The sequence below is a fragment of the Microtetraspora glauca genome (assembly GCF_040656155.1).
GTDB classification, from domain to species: domain Bacteria; phylum Actinomycetota; class Actinomycetes; order Streptosporangiales; family Streptosporangiaceae; genus Microtetraspora; species Microtetraspora glauca.
In genome coordinates this window covers 155,746-176,731 of record NZ_JBFALK010000016.1, presented here as the reverse complement: position 1 = coordinate 176,731, position 20,986 = coordinate 155,746, and the positions used below count along the sequence as shown (strand labels likewise).

The following is a 20,986-nucleotide window of genomic DNA, read 5'->3' as shown; positions in this document are numbered from 1 at the left end:
TGGCGACGGGTCACGAAACAGGTCTTCACACGGTCGCGGTTGGCTTTCATTGTGGACGTGGAACCTGTGTGCTGCCGATCTCGCCGCTGTGGGGTGAGAGTACTGGGCGGGGGTTGTGAAGGCGCATCCGTGTGCGATCTCAGGGGGTGTCGTTGACCACGGAGGGGTTGCCGACGGGGTATGGCGGGATGGGCTTGGATGACGTACTGCTGAAGGGAGAGTTCGCGCTCCACACCAGGGGCGATCTGCGGCGCAGCAGGCGGCTGCTGGATGAGGCCTACCGCGAGGCGGACCGGCAGGGGGACGGCCCGAGGCTGGCCCGCGCGGCGTTGGGGCTCGGCGGTGTCTGGGTTCATGAACACCGCGCGGCAGCGGAGGCGGGGGTGGTCCGTGCCCGCCAGCTCCACGCTCTGAGCGTGATCGATCCGCGATCATCACTGGCACTGCGCCTGCGCGTCCGACTGTGCGCGGAGGATGATTACCGGAGCGGCCGGCATGACCGGATCCTTGAGATCCTGGCGCAGGTCAGAGGCACGGGTGACCCTGTGGCGCTGGCGGAGGCGTTGAGCCTGGCACACCACTGTGTTCTCGGTCCGGCAGAGGGCGCCATCCGTCTGGAGCTGGCCGAGGAGCTGATCAGCCAAGCCGCTCATACGGCCCGCCGCGGGGATCTGTTGATGGGCCTGATGTGGCGAACCGCCGATCTGTTCGTGGCCGCCGATCCGCACGCGGAGCGCAGCCTGACGGAGCTGCGTTCCGTCCTGGCGGGAGGCGAACACCTGGCGGTCGGATTCGTCGCCAGCGCGATGGAGGTCATGCTCAGCATCCGCGCGGGCCGATTCGCGCAGGCGGAGTCGATGGCGGCTACGTGCGCGGAGCGCGGGGACCTGGCAGGCGATGTTGATGCTCTCGGCTGGTACTGCGAGCACCTAGGCACGATCCGGTGGTATCAGGGCCGTATCGGTGAACTGGTAGAAGTGATCTCCGATCTGGCACATTCCCCCATACACAGCGCTGTGGACAGCACCTATCTCGCCGCCTTGGCCGTGGCCGCCGCCACCGCGGGAGAATACCGATTAGCCGTCCACATGCTGGCGCGCGTTCTCGGCCGGGATCTGTCTGATCTCCCTCACTCCAGCAGTTGGCTCCCCACGATGTACTGCGTTGTCGAGGCGGCATATCTGCTTCACGACACCGAGGCCGCCGCCCGCGCCTACACTCTGCTCAGTCCGTTCGCCGATCTCCCGGTCATCAGCAGCCTTGGCGTCACCTGTCTCGGGTCCGTCCACCACTCCCTGGCCACAAGCGCCCTGACAGTCGGCGATGCGGATCGTGCCATTGACCATTTCCGCAAGGCCATCCGCGCCAACCAGGCGCTGGGCCACTGGCCTGCGGCCATCCTGTCCCGGTGGCGACTCGGACACGCGCTCGCGCGCGGACACGGGTCAGGCCATGGCGAGGCCCGGCGGGAGTTGGCTCGGGCTGAGCAGGAGGCGCTCAGTCTCGGCATGGAGTTGCCCTCGGAGAAGGATCCGCCCGCCGAGGACGCGGCGGCCATCTGCACCTGCAGACGTCGCGGGCGCGCGTGGCAGATCGAGCTTCGGGGCCGGACCGTGATGGTCGAGAACCGCATCGGGATGCGGCACCTGGCGACTCTTATCGCCAACCCTGGCCGGGAGATCCCCGCAGCCGACCTGGCCGTAGGGGCGGGCCCGGCACCTCACGATTCCTTCTCGTCCCAGCCGATCATTGACTCCGTAGCGAAGCGCACGTTCACAGATCGATTGGCGCAGCTGCAGGAGGACATCGACGACTCCGAGTCGATGAACGACCTCGAGCGCGCCACGTCGCTACGCCGCGAACGCGACTGGCTGATCGATGAGTTGACTACCGCCACCGGTCTCAAAGGACAGATGCGCGAGTTCGCCGGTAGCGATGAACGGGCCAGGGTCGCGGTGAGCAAAGCGGTCAAGCGGGCGATCAGCCGAATCACGGAGATCGATCCAGTGGTCGGCGCACACCTGGACGAGACCGTGGAGACCGGGCACCGCTGCTGTTATCGCCCTCGGTCGGACAGGCACGGCGCCTGACCGGCGGCCTCGCGCTGTCGCCACGCGTCGTGCCGTCCCAGTGAGCGAGAACGCACGCGGCCTGTTTCTTCTGCCCCCTGATAGAAACAGGCATTCATCCGCATAACGCGTGTTATGCCAGATGGAACGCTTGATATGAGGCGGAAGGCTGAACTGTGCCACGTGATACCGGGGAGATCAAAATCAGGGCCCGGCAGGCGGCTGAGGAGACTCGCCGACAGATGATCGCCGAGTGCACCTGCCGAGTTGTCTCTGAGGAGGGGCTGGAAGGCGTGACCCTACGCCGCGTCGCCGAGGAGCTCGGATGCACGACCGGTCTGGTGACGCACTACTTCCCGGCCAAGGAGGACCTGCTGGAGGCGGCGCTGCGCAGTGCGTACGCCGAGCTGGCCCGGCTCGTTGAGGGCGGGGGCCCGCTGTCCTGCCTGGACGACTGGGTGGACAGGTTCGTCGACATCCTCCCGACCGACGAGACGCGGCGGCGGTTCTGGCGGGTGCTCGTCGCCTTCCAGGCCGCGGCGATGAACAGTGAGCGGCTGGCCGAGGTCCAGCGCCACTATGCCGATCACCACAAGCCCTGGCTGCGCCGCCTGGTACGGCGGGCTCTGCCCGACGCGGCAGCGCCGGATTCGGTCGATTCCGTGACTGAGGCGCTGTGGGTGCTGGCGGACGGCGTCGGCATCGCGGCGGCCGTCAACCCCGAGCACCTTCCCCCGGAACACGTCGCCACCGTGATGAAAGGTGCGTGGCGCGGCTTGGTCGGTTCCCCTATTCCGACAAGGAGCGTTGACTGATGAAACTGGTCATTTTGAGTTGCGGATCGGTCGCGAGCGACGTCGCCAGGCGGATCGCCGTCGGCGGCGGCTTCGACGAGATGGTGGTGGCCGACGTGAGGGGCGAGTTGGCCGACTCGGTGGCCGCGAGCATCGGATCACCGAAGGTGACGTCGGCGCGATTCGACGCGACCGACCCCGACTCGCTCGCCGCGGTGGTGCGCGGTGCCGACATCGTGTTCAACGGGGTCGGGCCCTACTACAGGCACGGCATTCCGATCCTGGAAGGCGTGCTCGCGGCGGGTGCGCACTATGTCGACGTCTGCGACGAGTTCGATGTCGCGGAAGAGCTGATAACGAACCCGCGTTACGACGAGGCGGCGAAAAAGGCGGGTCTGACCGTGCTGACCGGCATCGGCGCCTCTCCCGGTCTGACGAACCTGCTGGCTCGCTGGGCCGTCGACTCGCTCGACAGCGCTCACTCCGTGCACGTGGTGCTCGGGCTTCCCCTGGTGGTCGACATGGGGTCCACCATCAACGAGCACATGCTGCACTCGTTCGACGGGGAGATCACCCAGTTCCTGGACGGCCGCTATCAGAAGGTGCCCGGGTGGGGTGATCCTCGGCAGTTCGAGCTGTTCCCGCCGTTCCCCTCCCACCACCGGTTCGGGTTCATGGGCCATCCGGAGTCGATCACGGTTCCGCACTTCGTGGCGGGCCTGCGCGAGGCCACTTCGCGGTTCACCTGGTTCCAGCAGGAGGGGGTCGAGCTCTACCGGACGCTGGCCCGGCTCGGGCTGACCAGTACCGAAGAACTGGAGGGCCTGCCGGTCTCCCCACGCGCGTTCCTGTCCAGATTCATGGCCACCGACCACGGCAGGCATGCGATGTCCGCGGACATGGGGGACGCCGTCAACGGCAACGTCTGGCACGTCGAGGCCGAAGGAGAGCTGGAGGGGGCGCCGGCCAAGGTGGTGTTCGAGGCGCATGTTCTGTTCGACCGGCGGCGGGCGGCCTCCGGCGCCGCGCTGACCGCCATCCCCGCCGCCGCCGGGGTCCGGCAGCTGATGGAGGGCAGGATCACCCGTCGCGGCGTGGTGGCCCCGGAGGGCTGCATCGACCCCGAACCCTTCGTACGCGCGGCGTACGCGGAGATGGGCGTCCCGCTGTACCGGCGCGTCGTGCGGACCGAACAACTCCGCTGATCGACATGCCGCGGCGGCGGAGTGCTTCCGCTGCCGGCTGACCGGAGCGCCTCGACGCACCGGCCGGCCGACCGGGCACATGGCCGTAGTCCAGGTCCCCAAAAAAGACATTCCGGCCGTTCGCCCGGCACAAGGGGCGGACGAGGCGCTTTCACCTGGCGTGACGGCGAGCCGGCGGCCGAGAGAAAGAACCGATCACCAGTCCGCGGCATGCGGTCGCGCGCACATCCGTAGAAGACGACAAGGAACTCTCATGCGGCAGGACAGGTTCGACACCATAGTGGTTGGCGCCGGCCCCATCGGCGCGGCGACCTCGCGGCATCTGGCCGAACAGGGCGCCGACGTCCTGGTCGTGGGGCCGGCCGAGCCCGCCGGGTTCGCCGACCACACGGGCGTGTGGGCGGGTCACTACGATCAGGGGCGACTCGCGCACGTACTCGAATTCCCCTTGGTCGCGGGAATTCTCGGCAATCGGTCCCGACGGCGGTTCGCCGCGCTCCAGGAGCGCACTGGGATCGAGTTCGCGCTCCCGGTGGAGTCGGTCACCGTCATGCCCGGCGGCCCCCTGCGGGACCAGGGCGGCACGTGGTTCGACCTGGACAGGCTGAAGGCCAACGCGGACGATCTCAACGTTGAGGTCCACCGGCTGGACGAGGCCGAGCTGCGCCGGCAGTACCCCGATCTGCGGTTCGAACCGGCTCATGCCGCGTTGGTGCAGAGGGACGCATTGATCGTCAACCCTCGGGCATTGACCCGCGCCGAACTCGCCGCCGCCTGCGCCGCAGGGGCGCGACTGGTCCGAGACGAGATCGTCAGCGTCCGCGACGTCGGCGGCGGGGCCGACGTCACCAGTCGCTCGGGAGCCACCTGGTCGGCCCGCTCCGTGGTCCTCGCCACCGGCGCGGCGAGCAACGTCACCGGTCTGCTGCCCCGCCCGCTGGCGATGGACACCTTCGGCGCCACGGTCGTTCTGGTCGAAGTGGCCGGTCCCACCGCCGTGCGGCTCCCCGCGCTCATGTACATGAAGGTGCGGGGCTCGAAGGCACTCTACGGGGGAATCGTCATGCAGCCGCTGCTTTATCCGGACGGGAAGTGGTACGTCAAATGCGCAGGGTCGAGCGTGCTGGACACGCCGCTGCGATCCGCCGAGGACATCGCTCGCTGGGTGCGGACCGGAGGTCGTCAGGACGACCTCGCCGAAGCCCTCGCGCTGCTCACGGAGCTGGTGCCCGGGAAGGAATTCGGGCCCGCCCGCACCCGTCCCTGCCTGGTCTCGGCCAACCACAGCGGCGCGCCCTACATCGATCACGTCGACGAGAACATCGTGATCGCTGTAGAGGGTGAGCGGGGCGCCATGGCCGCGGACGAGATCGGTCGCCTGGCAGCACGCCTGGTGGCCGACGGCCAGTGGACCGACAGCATCCCAGGACAGATCTTCCGGGCACGCTGGGCGGATTGAGCGGTCCTCCGCGCGGCCCGCTGCTGTCGATGAGCGGCGATGACTTACCGAAGGGCTTCCGCAGCGGTCCGTTCGCCGCGTTCGCGTTCAGAAAACCTGCCAGTCGCACATGCAGCGGCGCGGCGGCGGCAGCATCGTCAACCTCGTGACCTCGGCGATGGTCCGGTGGGATCTCGCGACCTACGCCCACGTGGCGGCGGGCGGGCCTTCTTCGGCTGAGCCGCGCCGTTCCCCAGACTCCACTCACTCCCAGGCGTACACCCACCCGCGGCCAGCACCCACCACTGGGCAGCGCTGTCCCCCCAGAGAGCCCCCCGCCTTCGGGCGGTCGGTGAAAAGGAGAACCCCGGATGAACGGCACGACGATCGCCCGCGTGGCGGCCGGTGCACTGGCACTTTCGATGCTGGCGGCCTGCGCCAGCGAGCGCGGAGGATCGGTTGCGGTCCCCGGTGTCGGCGACGGCGGAGCGGCGACGCCCGCCGCGGCGTCCGGCGACGGTCAGGAGATGTTCGGTACGCTGCCGTCGCCCTGCGGGAAGGGCGACGCCAAGGGCGCCACCGACCAGGGCGTCACGGACACCTCGATCGCGATCGGCTTCGGCGACGACCGGGGTTTCCCCAGGGCACCCGGCCTGTCCAAGGAGATGGGCGACGCGGTCAGCACCATGATCAAGTGGTGTAACGCGCAGGGTGGCATCAACGGCCGCCAGATCGTCGGGCACCAGTACGACGCGGCGTACATGCAGTCGGTCACCGTCATGCAGAAGGCGTGCAAGCAGGACTTCATGCTCGTCGGCCAGGGCTTCGCCATGGACGAGGCGGCCGAGCAGTACCGCGTCGGGTGCACCCTGCCGACGGTCGCGGGCTACACCGTCGGCTCGAACGCCTCGATGGGCCCGATGAAGTTCGAGGCGGTCCCCTACCCCGTGGACTACTTCAACGCGGCCGTCCAGAAGCTGGCCGCCGAGAAGTTCCCCGAGTTCAGGGAGAAGGTGGACCTGGTCACCTCCACGTCGCCCGCCGTCATGGCCGGAAGCAACAAGATCAAGGATGCCCTGAAGATCCTCGGCGTGAAGACGATGGACTGCGGGGTCCAGCTCAACAACGACGGCGACCCCAGCTACGTTCCGTTCGCGGAGAAGTTCAAGGCGTGCGGGGTCAAGGCGCTGTGGACCTCGAAGTCGCCCGACCCCGCCGGCTTCAGCCTGCTTGAGGCGCTGGACCGGGTCGGCGCCCACCCGACGCTGGTCTTCGAGTCGACCTGGTACAGCCCGGCCGTCGCGAAGTGGAACACGGGCGGCCAGGGCGACAACCTTCACGTGGGCCTGTTCTTCCAGCCGTTCGAGAACGCCGACAAGGTGCCGGCGGTCAAGAAGTACCTCGACCTGGTCAACGCTGGAGGTGGCAAGGTCGCGATGCTCGGCATGCAGGCGACCTCGGCGTTCCTGCTGTGGGCGACGGCGGCCAAGGAGTGCGGCTCCGACCTCACCCGCCAGTGCATGGTCAACAAGCTGTCGCAGGTGCACGAGTGGACAGGTGGCGGGCTGCACGCCCCGACCGACCCGGGCGCCAACATGCCGACCGACTGCACGCTGATGATGAAGCTCACCGGATCGACTTTCGAGCAGGTCGTCCCGGCGAACGTCGGCGAGTTCGCGTGCGACGCGTCCAACGTGCTCACGACCGACCCGTCGACGTGGGGCACCACGCTCAACGAGGACCGGATCGCCACCACCTTCCTCAGCCCCAGCGTGATCAAGCCGCAGTCCTGATCGCCATCATCTGGTCGCCGCTGTCATCACCACGTTCCTGACGTTCACGATCCTGGGCTCGTCCCGGGGGCGGTGTCGCCATCGCCGCCTCCGGGACGGTCCTGACCGACGTCTCAGCCGCCGACCGGGTCCGGGGCGGCGCCCGCGTCGGCGGAAGTGGTTCCGGCGACGTACTGGACGCTCCGCATCGCCAGCGCGGCGAAGGCGATGACGCACACCACGGCGACCCAGATCGCCGGGCCGAGCGAGGAACCGGTCGAGGCGAAGATCAGTCCACCGACGAGCGGGGCGATGCCGCTGCCGAGCACAGTTCCGATGTTCTGGCCGAAGTTCGCACCGGTGTAGCGGACGTGGCGCGGGAACAGTTCGGCGATGAACGTGAAGGCGGGCGCCTGGACGAGCGCCGCCAGGACCCCGTAGAGGAAGATCGCGGCGACCAGTCCTGCGACGCTGGTCACGGTTCCGATCAGGTACAGGGCCGGGACACTGAGGACGAGGTATCCGCACAGCACGGCCGCGAACATCTTCCGCTGGCCGATCCGGTCGGTCAGCCAGCCGGCGAGTGGAGCGAAGCCTATGGTGAGGAACGAACTCAGCGCCATGGCGACGAAGACCGTGCTGCCGGGCAGCGCTCGGTTGCCGGCGAGGTAGGTCGCGAACCACGCGGACAGACCGGGCGCACCGTTGGCGGCGATCGCCACACCGCCCGCGATGAGTATGTTGCGCCGGTGGGCCGTCAGCACCTCACGAAGCGGGCTGCGGGTGATTTCGCGGTGCGCGACCATCTCGGTGAACTCGGGGGAGTCCTCCAACCTCTTCCGGACCAGCAGGGCGACGACGGTCAGCGGAGCGGAGATCAGGAAGGCGATACGCCAGCCGTAGACGGCCATGTCCTCCTGGCTCAGGATGCCGCTGAGCAGGGCGACGACCACACCACCGACGCCTCCGCCGGCCATGGCGCCCATCGGTGTCAGCGACGCCATGAGGACCCGCCGCGAGCGCGGGACCGACTCGAGCACGTAGGTGATCGATCCGAGCATCTCGCTTCCGGCGGAGATGCCCTGACCGAGCCGGAGCAGGACGAGCAGGACCGAGGCCGCGATGCCGATGCCGGCGTAGGTCGGCAGGATCCCGATCAGAGTGCTGCACACACCCATGAGGATCACGCTGAAGATCAGCGCACTGCGCCGGCCGTTCCGGTCACCGAGCCGTCCGAACAGGATCCCCCCGATCGGCCTGGCGAAGAAGCCGGCGCCGAACACGGCGAGCCCGGTCAGAAACGAGGTCGACGGATCGGCCGCGGGAAAGAACAGCGGCGAGAGGTAGACCGTCAGCGTCGCGTAGAGATTGAAGTCGAAGTACTCGATGAACGTGCCGACGAACCCCGCGAGCGCCGCCCGTCGGGCGGTGGGGGACAGGGGTTCACGGGCGGTGGCGGTGGATGGGTGTCGCTGCATGGTGACTCCCGAGTGGGGGGTGGGCGAAGTGCGCGGGCCGGGTCGGGGGTGGATCGGTCTCGTCGCCTGGACCGGGGTCGCTCGCCGGGGAAGATAGTGGCGCGCGCCACATATCGATAGAATTAAACGTACTAAACTGATCTCTCGCCTTCAAGGCCTCGCGGGCGTCTCTCCTCGACCCATGGATCGGGTCTGGTCCGTGCTCAGTGCGGCCTGCCTCGAAAGCTTCCCAGTGGGGTGCCTGGGTATTGCGCCCACTCGGCGTTCACGCAATGATGATGCATCGATAGGTTTCGAAGAATAGAAGTCTGAATGAGGACGGTTCGGAGCGGCCGATGAGACTCGCACTGCACATCAACGACTACTCGGGCCTGGGCGCGCCGCGCGAGATGGCTTCGGCGTTGGCCCGGATCGCGAGGACGGCCGAGGACGTCGGCTTCGCCCGCCTTAGCCTGACCGATCACCTGTGGCAGATCAGCATGCTCGGCGAGGAGTACGAGCCGATGCTGGAGTCGTACACGACCCTGGGCTACCTGGCCGGGCAGACGCGGACGATCGAGTTGCAGACCCTCGTCACTGCGGCGCCCTATCGTCCCCCGGGGCTGCTCGCCAAGATCGTGACGACGTTGGACGTGCTTTCCGGGGGTCGCGCCTGGCTCGGGATCGGCACCGGCTGGAACGAGGAGGAGGCGACCGGTCTCGGGCTGCCGTTCGGGTCGTCCGGCGAGCGTTTCGCGCACCTGGAGGAGGCCATCCAGATCTGCCGGCAGATGTGGAGCGAGAGTCGCGAGTCCTTCGTGGGGGAGCACTACAAGCTGGCCAGCACGCTCAACTCGCCGGAGCCGGTGGCCCGGCCGCGGATCCTCATCGGCGGCGGCGGCGAGCGGGTGACGCTGCGGCTGGCCGCCCGCTACGCCGACGCGTTCAACGTGTACGGCGGCCCGGACGCCGGTCAGAAGGTGGAGCGGCTGCGCGAGCACTGCGAGAAGCTCGGCCGCGATGTGAACGAAATCGAGAAGACCGCCGTGCTCCCGCTCCCGGCGGACGGCGCCGACAGCGTGGAGCACCTCCTGGAGGAGCTGCGGCGGCTGCACGAACTGGGCTTCACCACGGTCTACAGCGCTGTTCCCGACGTCGGCACGATCACGCCGCTGGAGGCGCTCGGCGCGAAGGTGATCCCCGAGATCTCCGAGTGGTGACCGGCCGGACCGGCCGACCATGACCTGATCCGCAGGATATTCGGAACCAGATTCAGACAGGAGACGGGATGAACGTCGAAGACATGATCTTGGTCAGCATCGACGACCACGTGGTCGAACCTCGCGAGATGTTCGATAACCACGTCCCGGAGAAGTACAAGGACCAGGCGCCGAAGTCCATCATGGACGAGAACGGCTACGAGAAGTGGTGGTTCCAGGGCATCCCCAGCGTCTCGAGCAGCCTCAACGCCGTCGTGGGCTGGCCGAACGAGGAGTGGGGGATGAACCCCTCCACCTTCTCTGAGATGCGGCCGGGCGCCTATGACATCCACCAGCGGGTGCGGGACATGAACCGCAACGGGATCCTCGCCTCGATGTGCTTCCCGTCGTTCGCCGGCTTCAGCGCGCGCTTCTTCCAGGAGGCCCAGGACAAGGACCTGGCGCTGATCATGCTGAAGGCGTACAACGACTGGCACATCGACGAGTGGGCGGCGACGTACCCCGGCCGTTTCATCCCCATCGCGCTCGGCCCGGTCTGGAACCCGGAGGAACTCGCCAAGGAGGTCTACCGCGTCGCCGCCAAGGGCGTCCGCGCCATGACGATGCCCGAGCTGCCTCACCTGCAGGGGCTGCCCAGCTACCACGACCTCGAATACTGGGACCCGTTCTTCCGTGCCGTCTCCGAGACCCAGGTCGTCATGTGCCTGCACATCGGGCAGGGGTTCGGGGCCATCAAGGGCGCGCCCGACGCCCCGATCGACAACCTGATCATCCTCGCGACCCAGGTGTCCACGTTCGCGGCCCAGGACCTGCTCTGGGGCGGCGCGATGCGCAAGTACCCCGACCTGAAGATCGCCTGGTCGGAGGCGGGCATCGGGTGGATCCCGTTCTACCTGGACCGCTGCGACCGGCACTACACCAACCAGCGCTGGCTCGGCCACGACTTCGGCGGCAAGCTGCCGAGTGAGATCTTCCGGGAGCACTCGCTGGCCTGCTATGTCACCGACCCCACGGCCCTCAAGGTCCGGCACGACATCGGCATGGAAATCATCGCGTGGGAGTGCGACTACCCGCACTCGGACTCGATCTGGCCGGAGGCCCCCGAGTTCGTGCTCAACGAGATGAACGGCGCGGGTGTGCCCGACCACGAGATCAACATGATCACGTGGGAGAACACCTGCCGCTTCTTCGGGTGGGACGCCTTCAAGCACATCCCGAAGGAGCAGGCGACGGTCGGCGCCCTGCGCGCGCTGTCACCGGACGTCGACGCGACCATCCGGTCGAAGCACGAGTGGCGCCGGCTGTACGAGCTGGCCCACTCCTCCTGATCGGCCCCGCCACGCGAATCGGCGCCCAGCCTTCGGGCCGGGCGCCGATTCGCGTTCAGAAGGAGCGTTCAGAACGAGAAGGAGTAGCCGCCGTTGATCGGATAGGTCTGCCCGGTCACCCAACCGGCCTCCGGTCCGGAGAGGAAGGACACCAGCGCGGCCACCTCGCCCGGTCGGCCGATGCGCCGGATGACGTACCGGCTGATCGACTGGGCCAGCCCGGGGTCCTTGAGGTATTCGTCGGACGGCTCCTCCGGTCCGACGGTCCCGAGCGACACGGAGTTGACGGTGACACCGTGGCGGCCGACCTCCCTGGCCACCGCCCGGCTGAACCCGGCCGCTCCCGCCTTGGCCGCCGAATAGGCCGCCATCGTCGGTTCACCCACCCGGCCGGCGTCGGAGATGATGGTCACGACGCGCCCCCAGGACTTGTCGATCATGGCGGGCAGGAACGCCCGGACCGTGTGCATCACCCCGTACAGGTTGACGCGGAGGTAGCTCTCCCAGTCGGCCGGAGCCGTCTCGACGAAGGGCGCGAAATCCCCTCGCGTCAGCGACGTCACCCGGCCGGCGTTGCCGGCGTTGTTGACCAGGATGTCGACCGGGCCGGCCGCCTCGGCCGCCTGCCGCACCGCGGACCAGTCCGTGACGTCGAAGACCGAGGGTACGGCGCGGCCGCCGGCTGCCGCGATCTCGGCGACGACGGCGCCGGCCCGGTCGTCGACGAGGTCGTTGACGACCACCTCGGCCCCCCTGCGCGCCAGCTCGTGTGCGATGGCACGTCCGACGCCCTGACCGGCGCCGGTCACCAACGCGCGCCGGCCGGCATGCGTGTGCTCGTCCGTCATCGGGGGCTCCTTCACGTCCCTGGGAGGTAGCGGTCGATCCCGCATTCCCATAATACGAAACTTCTATATATGTCTATCTATCATGTATCCTGCTGCATGAACAGTTGCTGCGGGAACCCGAAGGTGGCAGGCACATGAGCGGACTTGGTCTCATCCGGCCAGATATGTTGGAGATCGTCGGCCGGCCATACGCGCGTCAGATCTCCTATCCGATCAGCGCGTCCGACATCCGCAAGTGGTCGCTGGCGGTGTACTTCCCGGAGGCGCCGCCTGCGCCGTACACCGACCCATGCGCCCCCGGCGAAGGCCGCCTCGTCGCTCCGCTCGACTTCAATCCGTTCGCCTGGGGAGCCGCTGAGAAGGTGCCGACGGGATGCGAGATCGCTCCCGACCCCGTCTACCGGAGCTCGGGTGCCATGGAGCACCACCTCGGCATCGCACCGCCGGATCTCCGCCGGGCGCTCAACGGCGGGGTGTCGGCCACGTACACCGGCGCGCCCATGCGGCCCGGCGACGTCATCACCGCGGAATCCGCCATCGCCGGCTACTCCGTACGGGAAGGACGGCTGGGCGCCATGTTGCTGACCGACGTCGCCACGACCTGGACCAACCAGAACGGCGAGGAGATCAAGACCTACCGCATGACGCTCATCCGTTACTGACCCCGACGACCGACCAGGAGGAACCCGATGACCGATCTCGCCGCAGACCTGCCCGGCACGCGGACGCCGGAGTTCGATGTGGGCGGCGCCGTCCCGCCGTTCGTACGGCCCGCCGGGCTGGAGGCGTGGAACCGCTACGCCGCCGTGAACGACGAGTTCGTCCCCATCCACATGGACGACGAGGCCGGGAAGGCCGCGGGCTACCCCGGCGCCTTCGGCATGGGCAACCTGCTTTGGGCGTGGCTGCACTGCGCGATCGAAAGCTGGCTCGGCGACCGGGGCCGCGTCGAGCATCTGGAGTGCCGCTTCCGCGCTCCGGCGCTCAAGGGCGACGAGGTCACCTGCGGTGGCGTCATCACCGGCCGGAAGGCCCGGGAGGACGGCACGACGGTGCTGGAGCTGGACCTCTGGGCGGACAGGCAGTCGGGGGACCGCCTCGTCACGGCGAAGGCCCAGGTCGTCCTCCAGGGATGAGCCGCCTGGACGTCCTCCGGAGACGCTGATCCGGTCCGGCTCGCGCCCATTGATAGCAGCCGGACGCCAAGCCGGCAGGGCGTGCTCCCGAGAGACGCGCCTTTCGCGATGCGGCTGCCTGCCGCGGGTTCGGCAGACCGGATACGTCGGATTCCCACCCGGTGACAGCCCGATGGGCGGGCTCTTTCCCCGTCAGGAAGAGCCCGCCCACCGGACGTTCGGACGGCGTGTCAGTCGTCGGCGAAGGGGTCGCCCTCGATGTTCTCGGTGCTGAAGAAGATGGGCGCCCCGAACGTGTCCTCGACGTCGGTGACGATCAGTTGCTCGCTGATCCGCGTCGTCCGGACGTTGTTCTTGTTCAGCCAGATCTCGGCCGAGTCGAGGTCGGCGACCTTGAAGCGGAGGCTGTAGATCATGTTGCCCCACTTCTCGACGTGCCGGCCGAGGTCGGAATCGGCGTTCACCGGCTCGGCGAGCTGGAGGAGGCAATCGCCGAGCTGCAGGATCGCGGATTTCGCCCGCAGGTCGCCGTCCGTACCGATCGTGATCGGCACCGCCTGCATGGTGTCGACGTAGATCTTGACGGCCGCTTCCAGGTCGCGGACGCCCAGGGTCACGTGGGAGAAGCGCTTGATGGTGAGCGGGTGGGACCGCCACAGGCGCACCAGCGACGACCACGTCTCCTGGTCACGCGGATCGTCCGGCATGTCCAGCTTGCACAGCTCCACCATCAGGCCGGCGGTGTCGCGCGGACTCGGGAAGAAGTACGGCGTGTCCGGGTCGAGCTTGTCGATCTTTCCGCCGCCGGGCTTGCCGATGTAGACCCCGCGCTCGAGCAGCCGGTCGGCCAGCCCGACGAGGTCGTCCACCTTGTACCCCACCGAGTGCAGGTGGCGTCCGTACTTCGTGTAGAACTTGCCGACGGGAAGCTGGGGATTGGCCGGCATCTTCGGTGCCATGACCTCCACGCACAGGTCGCCGACCATCAGCAGGGCCGCGTAGCGGTCTTCCCAGGGGAGGTAGTTCGGCTCGTCGCCGCCCATGTACACGACGCCGCCCAGGACGTCCTCGTAGAACCGGCGCAGTTCCTCCACGTCATCGCACATGTGGACGACGTGGATCATCTGCCCGATGCCGTGATCTCCAGTTACCTTTACCTGCTTCTTCACCAGACTCTCCTCACAGAGCGCCGGAATCGCGGATGTACCACTGGATGACCGGGGGATCGGTCACCAGGTCCATGGAGGAGGACGGCTCCAGCTCACCGGCCTTGGCCGCCTCCGCGAGGCTCGCCGACGCGTCGGCCACGTCGACCTCCCCGAGGTCGTAGAAGGTGAGGAACCGGGGCTGCCGCTCCGGATCGGCCGGATCCACGAGGCGGTACCGGACCACCTCCTCGATCGAGGGGATCGCCGCCCGCACCTGGGGAATGTGGACGTTCTCGTACCACTCCACGAACTCGGCGGTGCGGTGGGGCACCGGGCTGGCCCAGGCCAGTAGTGCAGCTCTGCTCACTTTCGCTCTCCTTTGAGGGAATCACTGATTCGCGACCGCGGCGGCCGTCGCCAGATGTGGACGGCTGTCCTTCGTCCCCGCCCGCGCCTGGGCCAGCGCCTCCGTCACCGCGGCCCGGACCGATGCCACGTCCTCCGGGAGCACGCGGTCCACGACGCGGAGGCGCAGCAGCTCATCGGGGGTCAGCCGGAGGGACCGCGTGAGCTCGGGAACCCGGGCCGGGTCGCGGTAGAGGATCGCGGCCCCCGCCTCGGGGCCGATCACGGAGAACACCGCGCCGTCCAGGACGAACAGCTGGTCGGTGTGCGCCAGCGCCACGGCGCCGCCGCTGCCGCCTTCTCCGACGATCACGCTGACGCTGGGCGACGCCAGTTCGGCAAGGGCGAGCAGGGTCCGCGCGATCTCACCCGCGAGGCCCCCCGCCTCCGACTCCGGGCTCGGCTCGGCCCCGGGCGTGTCGACGAGGGTGAGCACCGGAAGCCCCAGCCGGTCGGCGAGCCGGACGGCCCGCTGCGCCAGGCGATAGGCGCCGGGACCCGGCGCCCCCGGCCGGAACGCCCCGGCGAACCGGTCCATCGCGACGACGACGACCCGGCGGCCGTCGACGGCCGCCAGTCCGGCCCGCACGGCCGGGTCGGAGCCGCCGATCTCCACCCACTCATCGGTAAGCCACGCCGCCCACTCCAGGCCGGAAGGCCGCCCGCTTCCGCGGGCCCGCAGCAGGTGCTCGTACGGATCCTCCGGCCGGGCGGTGGCGTCGGGCCCGTGTGGGCGCCCCGGAGGCGGCACGAGGGGACCGGCAGTGATCACGCCCACGGCCGCGGCCAGCCAGTCCCAGCAACGCGAGGGGTCGACGATCGCGTCGATCAACCCGTGCCGGAGCGCCGACTCCGCGGTGTGCGAGGTCGGCGGCGGGTAGGCGCCGGTGACCTCGGCGACGACTCTGGGGCCGCCGAAGCCGATGGTCGCCTCCGGCTCGGCGGCGCGCAGGTCGGCCACGGAGACGAAGGAGGCGAAGACTCCGCCGGTCGCCGGCGACCGCAGGTACGCGGCCGACCGCAACCCCGCGGCCGCATGCCGCGCCGCGGCCGACACCGTGCGGGGCATCTGCAGGAGGGAGAGCATTCCCTCCTGCAGCCGTGCGCCTCCGGTCGAGATCGTCTCCACCACGGGCACACCCATCTGGGTGGCGCGGTCGAAGGCGCGGACGATGCGTTCGCCGGCGACGGCGCCCATCGTCCCGCCCACACGGCGGAAGTCGCAGTCGATCCATACGGCGGGTCGCCCGCCGAACTCGACGAGTGCCGTCCGGACCGACTCCTCGGACGATGCCGGGGTGGTGTATCCGGGGAAGTCCAGCGGGTCGGTCGAGCGGAGCGCGTCGTCCCACGCCGCGACGACACTGGCGACGGCTTGGGCCGGAGCGAGCGGCTCAGTCGTCATAGGTGTAGAAGCCCCGTCCGGTCTTCCGCCCCAGCCAGCCCAGCCGGACGTACTGCTTGAGCAGCGGCGGCGGGAAGTACCTCGGGTCCTTGTACTCCTCGTACATGGACGCGGCCATGTCGTGGACGATGTCCAGGCCGATCAGGTCGCTGAGCCGGAACGGCCCCATCTTGTGGTTGAACCCCGACGTGATCACGGAGTCGATCGACTCCTTGTCGGCCACGCCGCGTTCGAAGGCGCGGATCGCGTCGAGCAGGTACGGCACGATGAGGAGATTGCCGACGAACCCGGGCACGTCGTTGACGACGACGGGCGATTTGCCGAGCCTTGTCGTCAGCTCCGTCACCGCGTCGACGCATCCCTGCTCGGTGACAGGAGTCCTGATCACCTCGACCAGGCGCATCGCCGGCACCGGGTTGAAGAAGTGCAACCCGATGACCTGCTCGCGCCGCGACGTCGCCGCGGCGAGGATGACCAGCGGGATGGTTGAGGTGTTCGACGCGATGAGCGTCTCCGGGCCGACCAGCCGGTCGATCTCCCCGAGCAGCCGCTTCTTGAGCTCGACGTCCTCGTACACGGCCTCCACGACGAGGTCCGCCTGTTTGATCTCCGTCAGGTCGGTCGTCAGCGTGTAGGAGTTCCGCGCCTGCTCGGCCTGCTCCGGGCTGATCTTTCCCCGGCTGAGGCCGGCCTCGAGACCGGCGTCGACGCGCCGGTGGGCGGCGTCGATCCCGGACTCGCTCGCCTCGACACCGATGGCCTCGAGGCAGTTCTGCGCGGCGAGTTGGACGATTCCGGCGCCCATGGTCCCGCAGCCGACGACGGCGATCTTCTTGATGGTCATGTTGAGACTCCTCTGGAGGGGCGGCAGAAGAAGAGCGATGCGGCGAACGGCGGCCGGGATCTCCCCCTAGGAGACCTCGATGAGAACGGCTCCGCCCTGCCCGCCGCCGGCGCACATGGTGGCCAGGCCGATCCCGCCGCCGCGGCGGCGCAACTCATGGGCGAGCGTCGTCACCATGCGAGCTCCGGACGCGGCGACCGGATGGCCGAGGCTGCACCCGCTGCCGTAGATGTTGACCCTCTCCTCGTCGAGATTCAGCACCTGGCAGGCGGCCACCGGAACCGAGGCGAACGCCTCGTTGATCTCCCAGAGGTCGACGTCGGCCGTCGTCAGCCCGGCCCGCTCCAGGACCTTGACCGCGGCGTCGATCGCGCCGATGCCGGTGTACTTCGGTTCGACGCCGGCCGCGGCCCAGGCGCGTACGGTGGCGAGCGCCTCGATGCCTTCCGCGCGAGCCAGATCGTCCGCGACCACGGCGAGCGCGGCCGCGGCGTCGTTGGAGCCGCTGGCGTTGCCCGCGGTGATCGAGAACCCCTCGATCTCCGGGTGGAGCGGCGGCAGCGACGTCAGCTTCTCCATTGAGGTCGTGGGCCGCGGGTGCTCGTCCACGGCGAACTCGATCACGGAACCGTCCCGCCGGGTCACCTCGATCGGCGCGATCTCGTCGGCGAACACGCCCGCCTCGGTCGCGGCGACCGCGCGCCGGTGTGAGCGCAGCGCCCACGCGTCCATCTGCTCGCGCGTGATCCCGTACTTCTGGGCGACGTTCCAGCCGACGCTCAGGGTCACGTCGTCGGTGGCGTCTTCTGTGTAGGGGAACGTGGGGGCGTTTCGCCGCTCGGTGTCGTCGCTCAGCGGGATCCGCCAGGTGAGGGACGGAGTGGTGGAGGACGATTGCGCGCCGCCGGCCACGATGGCGCGGTCCATGCCCGCCCGGATGCTCGCCGCGGCCATTCCGACGGTGGCGAGGCTGCTGGCGCAGTGCCGGTTCACCGCCACGCCGGGCACCTGGGTCATGCCCACGGCGACCGCGGCGTGCCGGGCCAGATCACCGCCGCCGTACATCACCTCCCCGAAGATCACATCGTCGAACCGTTCGGGCGCCAGGCCGGAACGGCGAACGGCCTCCCGGAGGATGTGAGCGGCCAGAACTTCGGCGGGGGTTTCGGTGAGGGTGCCCTTGCGGGCCGTCCCGATGGGGGTTCGGACCGCGCTGACGATGACGGCTTCGGGCACAGGACCACCTCACTGTCTCAAGGAACGGGGTCGCCGGGCACGGAGCCAGTTGGGCGACTGTCAGACGATATCGGATACTTCTAAATTCGTAAATGAATCGAACTGGACCTGATCCGGCCTGCTCCGGGCGGAGGCGTGCGGACCAGCCGCTCTGCCGTACCGTGAGCAGCAAGCCCTACTCGGGGGGCGCCTCTTCGACCTCTTGGGAGAGACGACGTGTCCAGGCAACCGGTGGACAAGAGCCCGGCCACATCTCGGGGCTCGCGTCCGGCGACCAGCGGTGACGTCGCCCGGCTCGCCGGAGTCTCCCGGGCCACGGTGAGCCACGTCCTCAACGATCAGGTCGAGCGGTTCAGCGCCGAGACGGTCGAGCGGGTGCGCCGCGCCGCGGCCGAGCTCGGTTACGTCCGCTCGGCGGCCGGCCGTGCACTGGTCATGGGACGCAGTGACTTCATCGTCCTGGTCATGCCCTACGCGACCGTGACCAGGCTTCAGGACGTCGTCGAGGTCATCTCGGCCGACGTCGAGGAACTCGGCTTCACCGTGGTCGTGCACTTCAGCGGCGCACAGGGGAAGAACGAGAAGTCCAAGCGGTTGCGGCACATGATCGAGACGTTGCGTCCCGCCGGGCTCATCGACTTGGGCGGCCTGACGGCGCAGGACCTCACGTTCGTGGAACGGGTCGGCTGCCCCCTCTTCCCCGGGGAGGGGACTCCCCAGGTCAACGATTGGATCGGGGCCCTGCAGGCTCGCCACCTGCATGACCGCGGCTATAGGGAGCTCGCCTACGCGTTCCTCATCGACATGCGTGAGGACCCGTACGGACAGGAGCGCGCGGACGCCGTCGCCGAGTTCTGCGCGGCTGAGGGGCTGGCCCCGCCCTCCTACATCCATGTGCCCGTCGACCGCGAAGGCGCGCAGCTGGCCCTCGAGCAACTGCTCGCGCTGCGCGGCCGTCCGGTGGGGGTCGCCTGCTACAACGACGAGGTGGCCCTCGCCCTGGTGTTCGCCGCGAAGAGGCTCGGACTGAGGGTGCCGGACGACGTCGCGGTGGTCGGCGTCGAGCGCATGGCGGTCGGGCAGTTGGTCTCGCCCCGGGTGACGACCGTTTCTCCCGACGTATCAGCGGTCCTGGGACACATACGGGAATCGCTGGCGCATGCCTACGGCGGTTCGGCGCCTGCCGGCAGGCGCCCGACCACGCACGAGGCGTTCACGATCCTCCTTGGCGAGACGACATAGCCCGATCGGGGTGGCAGGCACGCGGAGCGTGCGGGCGTTAACGGGGGCGTAACACCGTTGACACGTGTCACCTGCCTTCGTAGTGTGGGCCGCGCCGACGAGGACCTTCAGGGGAATGCTCGCCTGGGGGATGTGCTGGCGAGGAGGCTGGCCGATGTCGCTGGACGAACACGTCGATGTGGTGGTCGTCGGATTCGGTGTCTCCGGGGCCGCGGCGGCCCTGGCGGCGGCTGAGGCCGATGCGCGCGTGCTGGTCCTGGATCAGCGCGTCCCGGTGGAGGGCAGGCGTGTCGCGTCCGGTGCCGACCGGTCCCGCGACGAGCTGAGAGCCGGCTTGCGGGCGGCCGCGCGCGCCGCCGGGGTGGAAGTACGAGCACAGTCCCGCGTGCACGAACTCGTGATGGACGCCGGGCTGGTGTGCGGTGTCGGATACGCGACGCTCCCCGCCGGGGGAGCGGCTGCCGCGAGACACCGTTGGCTGCAGAGGATGGGTGATCGGGTGCCGGCGTTCGCCGCGCCCGTCCTCGCCCGAGCCGCCGAGACGGTGTGGCGGGCGGGCTTCCGGGTCGGCGAAATCAGCTGTTCCTCGGTCGTTCTCGCGCTGCACCCGCGCCATTGGGAGTTCGTCGGGCCCGCCATGTGGGCCGCGGCACGAGTGGGGTCCGGCGCCGGGGTTTCGACGGAGGCCGCCCGGCGCCGTCGGGCGGACACGGTCCCCTCGACGGCCGTCTGCGTGTGGTCGACACCTGAACTGACCGTCCGCACCTGGTGCGCACTGCGCGAACCGGCCTCTTCGGCGGCCGTACGGCAGGCGGAACTACACGTTGACGAGATGACCGGGGCTGTCCTCGTCAGCGAAGGCCGGCCCGTGCCGGGTCTCTACTCGGCGATCCGGACGCGCCACACCGGTCCCACCGATCAGCGGACCTGCGCCGAAGTGATCGTCGGCAGGCGTGCCGGGCTCGGTGCCGTCGGCACGCGGGCGCGGCACTCCTGGACCGGGCTCCGTTTCGCCGTGTGACGGGGTAGGCCGGCTGGGCCTACCAGGTCAGGAGAGGGGCGTCGGTGTCACTCGATGTCTCGGCGAGCGAGGGCCGCCGCGGCTGCCGGGCTTCGTCCTCGGCGGTGCTCCCGACCTCAGGGCGGTCCCCGGGCGCCAGAGTCCACAGTTCGTCGATCACTTCACGCACGACATCTCGGCGCAGCGTGTAGAAGTAGTTGCGGCCCCGCTTGCGCACCTCGATCACCCCGGCCTGCGTGAGGATCTTGGTGTGGTAGGAGATGGTGGGCTTGGAAACAGGCAGCATGTCCTCCAGGATGCTGCAGGCGAACTCCTCCTCCTGAGCCACCTGCTGGACGATGCTCCACCGGATCGGGTCGCACAACGCCTTGAAGACTTCTGTCACGGCGACGGGCTCGCGGGACATGGTCCTACTCCT

General features: G+C 68.9%; 19 protein-coding genes. 11 read left to right on the top strand and 8 right to left on the bottom strand.

The window, feature by feature from the left end:
* Positions 1-188: 188 nt before the first annotated feature.
* The 5 genes from AB0I59_RS27845 to AB0I59_RS27825 all read left to right on the top strand — a co-directional run bounded on the left by AB0I59_RS27845 (position 189) and on the right by AB0I59_RS27825 (position 7,299).
* Positions 189-2,090, top strand: coding sequence for a hypothetical protein (locus AB0I59_RS27845; protein ID WP_435831100.1), 1,902 nt, complete (start codon positions 189-191; stop codon positions 2,088-2,090).
* A 221-nt stretch (positions 2,091-2,311) separates the two neighbouring features.
* Positions 2,312-2,884, top strand: a complete 573-nt coding sequence (locus AB0I59_RS27840) for a TetR/AcrR family transcriptional regulator (RefSeq protein WP_358137542.1) — start codon at positions 2,312-2,314, stop codon at positions 2,882-2,884.
* Positions 2,884-4,068, top strand: a complete 1,185-nt coding sequence (locus AB0I59_RS27835; protein WP_358137539.1) for a saccharopine dehydrogenase family protein — start codon at positions 2,884-2,886, stop codon at positions 4,066-4,068. Before AB0I59_RS27840 ends, AB0I59_RS27835 begins: the two co-directional genes overlap by 1 nt.
* A gap of 253 nt (positions 4,069-4,321) precedes the next feature.
* Positions 4,322-5,527: an NAD(P)/FAD-dependent oxidoreductase gene (locus AB0I59_RS27830; protein ID WP_358137536.1), complete on the top strand. Its 1,206-nt coding sequence runs from the start codon at positions 4,322-4,324 to the stop codon at positions 5,525-5,527.
* Positions 5,528-5,877: 350 nt separating this feature from the next.
* Complete coding sequence (locus tag AB0I59_RS27825; RefSeq protein WP_358137533.1) at positions 5,878-7,299, top strand: ABC transporter substrate-binding protein; 1,422 nt, start codon at positions 5,878-5,880, stop codon at positions 7,297-7,299.
* A gap of 113 nt (positions 7,300-7,412) precedes the next feature.
* Here the strand turns inward: AB0I59_RS27825 and AB0I59_RS27820 are convergent, their stop codons facing one another.
* Positions 7,413-8,756 carry an MFS transporter gene (locus AB0I59_RS27820; RefSeq protein WP_358137531.1) on the bottom strand — a complete coding sequence of 448 codons (1,344 nt, stop codon included), beginning with the start codon at positions 8,754-8,756 and terminating at the stop codon, positions 7,413-7,415.
* A 335-nt stretch (positions 8,757-9,091) separates the two neighbouring features.
* Between AB0I59_RS27820 and AB0I59_RS27815 the strand changes: the two genes are divergently transcribed.
* Both AB0I59_RS27815 and AB0I59_RS27810 read left to right on the top strand, forming a co-directional pair.
* A complete protein-coding gene (locus tag AB0I59_RS27815; protein ID WP_061252660.1) occupies positions 9,092-9,955 on the top strand; it encodes an LLM class F420-dependent oxidoreductase in 864 nt (287 codons plus the stop codon).
* Positions 9,956-10,023: 68 nt separating this feature from the next.
* Entirely contained in the window at positions 10,024-11,283 is a 1,260-nt protein-coding gene (locus tag AB0I59_RS27810) for an amidohydrolase family protein (RefSeq protein ID WP_358137528.1), read from the top strand.
* A gap of 68 nt (positions 11,284-11,351) precedes the next feature.
* Here the strand turns inward: AB0I59_RS27810 and AB0I59_RS27805 are convergent, their stop codons facing one another.
* A complete protein-coding gene (locus tag AB0I59_RS27805; protein ID WP_358137526.1) occupies positions 11,352-12,131 on the bottom strand; it encodes an SDR family NAD(P)-dependent oxidoreductase in 780 nt (259 codons plus the stop codon).
* Between the two features lie 134 nt (positions 12,132-12,265).
* Here AB0I59_RS27805 and AB0I59_RS27800 point away from each other — a divergent pair, with 134 nt between their 5' ends.
* Both AB0I59_RS27800 and AB0I59_RS27795 read left to right on the top strand, forming a co-directional pair.
* Complete coding sequence (locus tag AB0I59_RS27800; RefSeq protein ID WP_063818577.1) at positions 12,266-12,793, top strand: FAS1-like dehydratase domain-containing protein; 528 nt, start codon at positions 12,266-12,268, stop codon at positions 12,791-12,793.
* A gap of 27 nt (positions 12,794-12,820) precedes the next feature.
* Positions 12,821-13,267 (top strand): MaoC/PaaZ C-terminal domain-containing protein, encoded by a 447-nt coding sequence (locus AB0I59_RS27795; protein ID WP_061252664.1) that lies wholly within the window; start codon positions 12,821-12,823, stop codon positions 13,265-13,267.
* A gap of 230 nt (positions 13,268-13,497) precedes the next feature.
* On the opposite strand, the gene AB0I59_RS27790 is transcribed toward AB0I59_RS27795, so the two are convergent.
* The 5 genes from AB0I59_RS27790 to AB0I59_RS27770 all read right to left on the bottom strand — a co-directional run bounded on the left by AB0I59_RS27790 (position 13,498) and on the right by AB0I59_RS27770 (position 18,305).
* The gene (locus AB0I59_RS27790) at positions 13,498-14,436 is read right to left on the bottom strand and encodes a VOC family protein (RefSeq protein ID WP_358137521.1); all 939 of its coding nucleotides are present in this window, start codon (positions 14,434-14,436) and stop codon (positions 13,498-13,500) included.
* Between the two features lie 10 nt (positions 14,437-14,446).
* A complete protein-coding gene (locus AB0I59_RS27785) occupies positions 14,447-14,782 on the bottom strand; it encodes a hypothetical protein (protein ID WP_228638395.1) in 336 nt (111 codons plus the stop codon).
* Between the two features lie 21 nt (positions 14,783-14,803).
* Complete coding sequence (locus tag AB0I59_RS27780; protein WP_358137518.1) at positions 14,804-16,225, bottom strand: carboxyl transferase domain-containing protein; 1,422 nt, start codon at positions 16,223-16,225, stop codon at positions 14,804-14,806.
* A complete protein-coding gene (locus AB0I59_RS27775; protein ID WP_358137516.1) occupies positions 16,215-17,069 on the bottom strand; it encodes a 3-hydroxyacyl-CoA dehydrogenase family protein in 855 nt (284 codons plus the stop codon). The genes AB0I59_RS27780 and AB0I59_RS27775 overlap by 11 nt, the downstream gene beginning before the upstream one ends.
* 66 nt (positions 17,070-17,135) lie before the next feature.
* On the bottom strand, positions 17,136-18,305 hold the full coding sequence (locus AB0I59_RS27770) for a thiolase family protein (RefSeq protein ID WP_061252669.1): 1,170 nt from the start codon (positions 18,303-18,305) through the stop codon (positions 17,136-17,138).
* Positions 18,306-18,521: 216 nt separating this feature from the next.
* Here AB0I59_RS27770 and AB0I59_RS27765 point away from each other — a divergent pair, with 216 nt between their 5' ends.
* Together AB0I59_RS27765 and AB0I59_RS27760 are read left to right on the top strand one after the other, a co-directional pair.
* The gene (locus AB0I59_RS27765) at positions 18,522-19,547 is read left to right on the top strand and encodes a LacI family DNA-binding transcriptional regulator (RefSeq protein WP_358137513.1); all 1,026 of its coding nucleotides are present in this window, start codon (positions 18,522-18,524) and stop codon (positions 19,545-19,547) included.
* Between the two features lie 154 nt (positions 19,548-19,701).
* Positions 19,702-20,568, top strand: coding sequence for an FAD-binding protein (locus AB0I59_RS27760; RefSeq protein ID WP_061252671.1), 867 nt, complete (start codon positions 19,702-19,704; stop codon positions 20,566-20,568).
* 19 nt (positions 20,569-20,587) lie between these two features.
* Here the strand turns inward: AB0I59_RS27760 and AB0I59_RS27755 are convergent, their stop codons facing one another.
* Positions 20,588-20,974: an ArsR/SmtB family transcription factor gene (locus AB0I59_RS27755; protein ID WP_061252672.1), complete on the bottom strand. Its 387-nt coding sequence runs from the start codon at positions 20,972-20,974 to the stop codon at positions 20,588-20,590.
* Positions 20,975-20,986: the final 12 nt, after the last annotated feature.

What these genes read in the sequence shown, in the direction of transcription:
- AB0I59_RS27845 (WP_435831100.1), top strand. Translation starts at nt 189, where the DNA reads ATGGGCTTGGATGACGTACTGCTGAAGGGAGAGTTCGCGCTCCACACC.
- AB0I59_RS27840 (WP_358137542.1), top strand. Translation starts at nt 2,312, where the DNA reads ATGATCGCCGAGTGCACCTGCCGAGTTGTCTCTGAGGAGGGGCTGGAA.
- AB0I59_RS27835 (WP_358137539.1), top strand. Translation starts at nt 2,884, where the DNA reads ATGAAACTGGTCATTTTGAGTTGCGGATCGGTCGCGAGCGACGTCGCC.
- AB0I59_RS27830 (WP_358137536.1), top strand. Translation starts at nt 4,322, where the DNA reads ATGCGGCAGGACAGGTTCGACACCATAGTGGTTGGCGCCGGCCCCATC.
- AB0I59_RS27825 (WP_358137533.1), top strand. Translation starts at nt 5,878, where the DNA reads ATGAACGGCACGACGATCGCCCGCGTGGCGGCCGGTGCACTGGCACTT.
- AB0I59_RS27820 (WP_358137531.1), bottom strand. Translation starts at nt 8,756, where the DNA reads ATGCAGCGACACCCATCCACCGCCACCGCCCGTGAACCCCTGTCCCCC.
- AB0I59_RS27815 (WP_061252660.1), top strand. Translation starts at nt 9,092, where the DNA reads ATGAGACTCGCACTGCACATCAACGACTACTCGGGCCTGGGCGCGCCG.
- AB0I59_RS27810 (WP_358137528.1), top strand. Translation starts at nt 10,024, where the DNA reads ATGAACGTCGAAGACATGATCTTGGTCAGCATCGACGACCACGTGGTC.
- AB0I59_RS27805 (WP_358137526.1), bottom strand. Translation starts at nt 12,131, where the DNA reads ATGACGGACGAGCACACGCATGCCGGCCGGCGCGCGTTGGTGACCGGC.
- AB0I59_RS27800 (WP_063818577.1), top strand. Translation starts at nt 12,266, where the DNA reads ATGAGCGGACTTGGTCTCATCCGGCCAGATATGTTGGAGATCGTCGGC.
- AB0I59_RS27795 (WP_061252664.1), top strand. Translation starts at nt 12,821, where the DNA reads ATGACCGATCTCGCCGCAGACCTGCCCGGCACGCGGACGCCGGAGTTC.
- AB0I59_RS27780 (WP_358137518.1), bottom strand. Translation starts at nt 16,225, where the DNA reads ATGACGACTGAGCCGCTCGCTCCGGCCCAAGCCGTCGCCAGTGTCGTC.
- AB0I59_RS27775 (WP_358137516.1), bottom strand. Translation starts at nt 17,069, where the DNA reads ATGACCATCAAGAAGATCGCCGTCGTCGGCTGCGGGACCATGGGCGCC.
- AB0I59_RS27760 (WP_061252671.1), top strand. Translation starts at nt 19,702, where the DNA reads ATGTCGCTGGACGAACACGTCGATGTGGTGGTCGTCGGATTCGGTGTC.
- AB0I59_RS27755 (WP_061252672.1), bottom strand. Translation starts at nt 20,974, where the DNA reads ATGTCCCGCGAGCCCGTCGCCGTGACAGAAGTCTTCAAGGCGTTGTGC.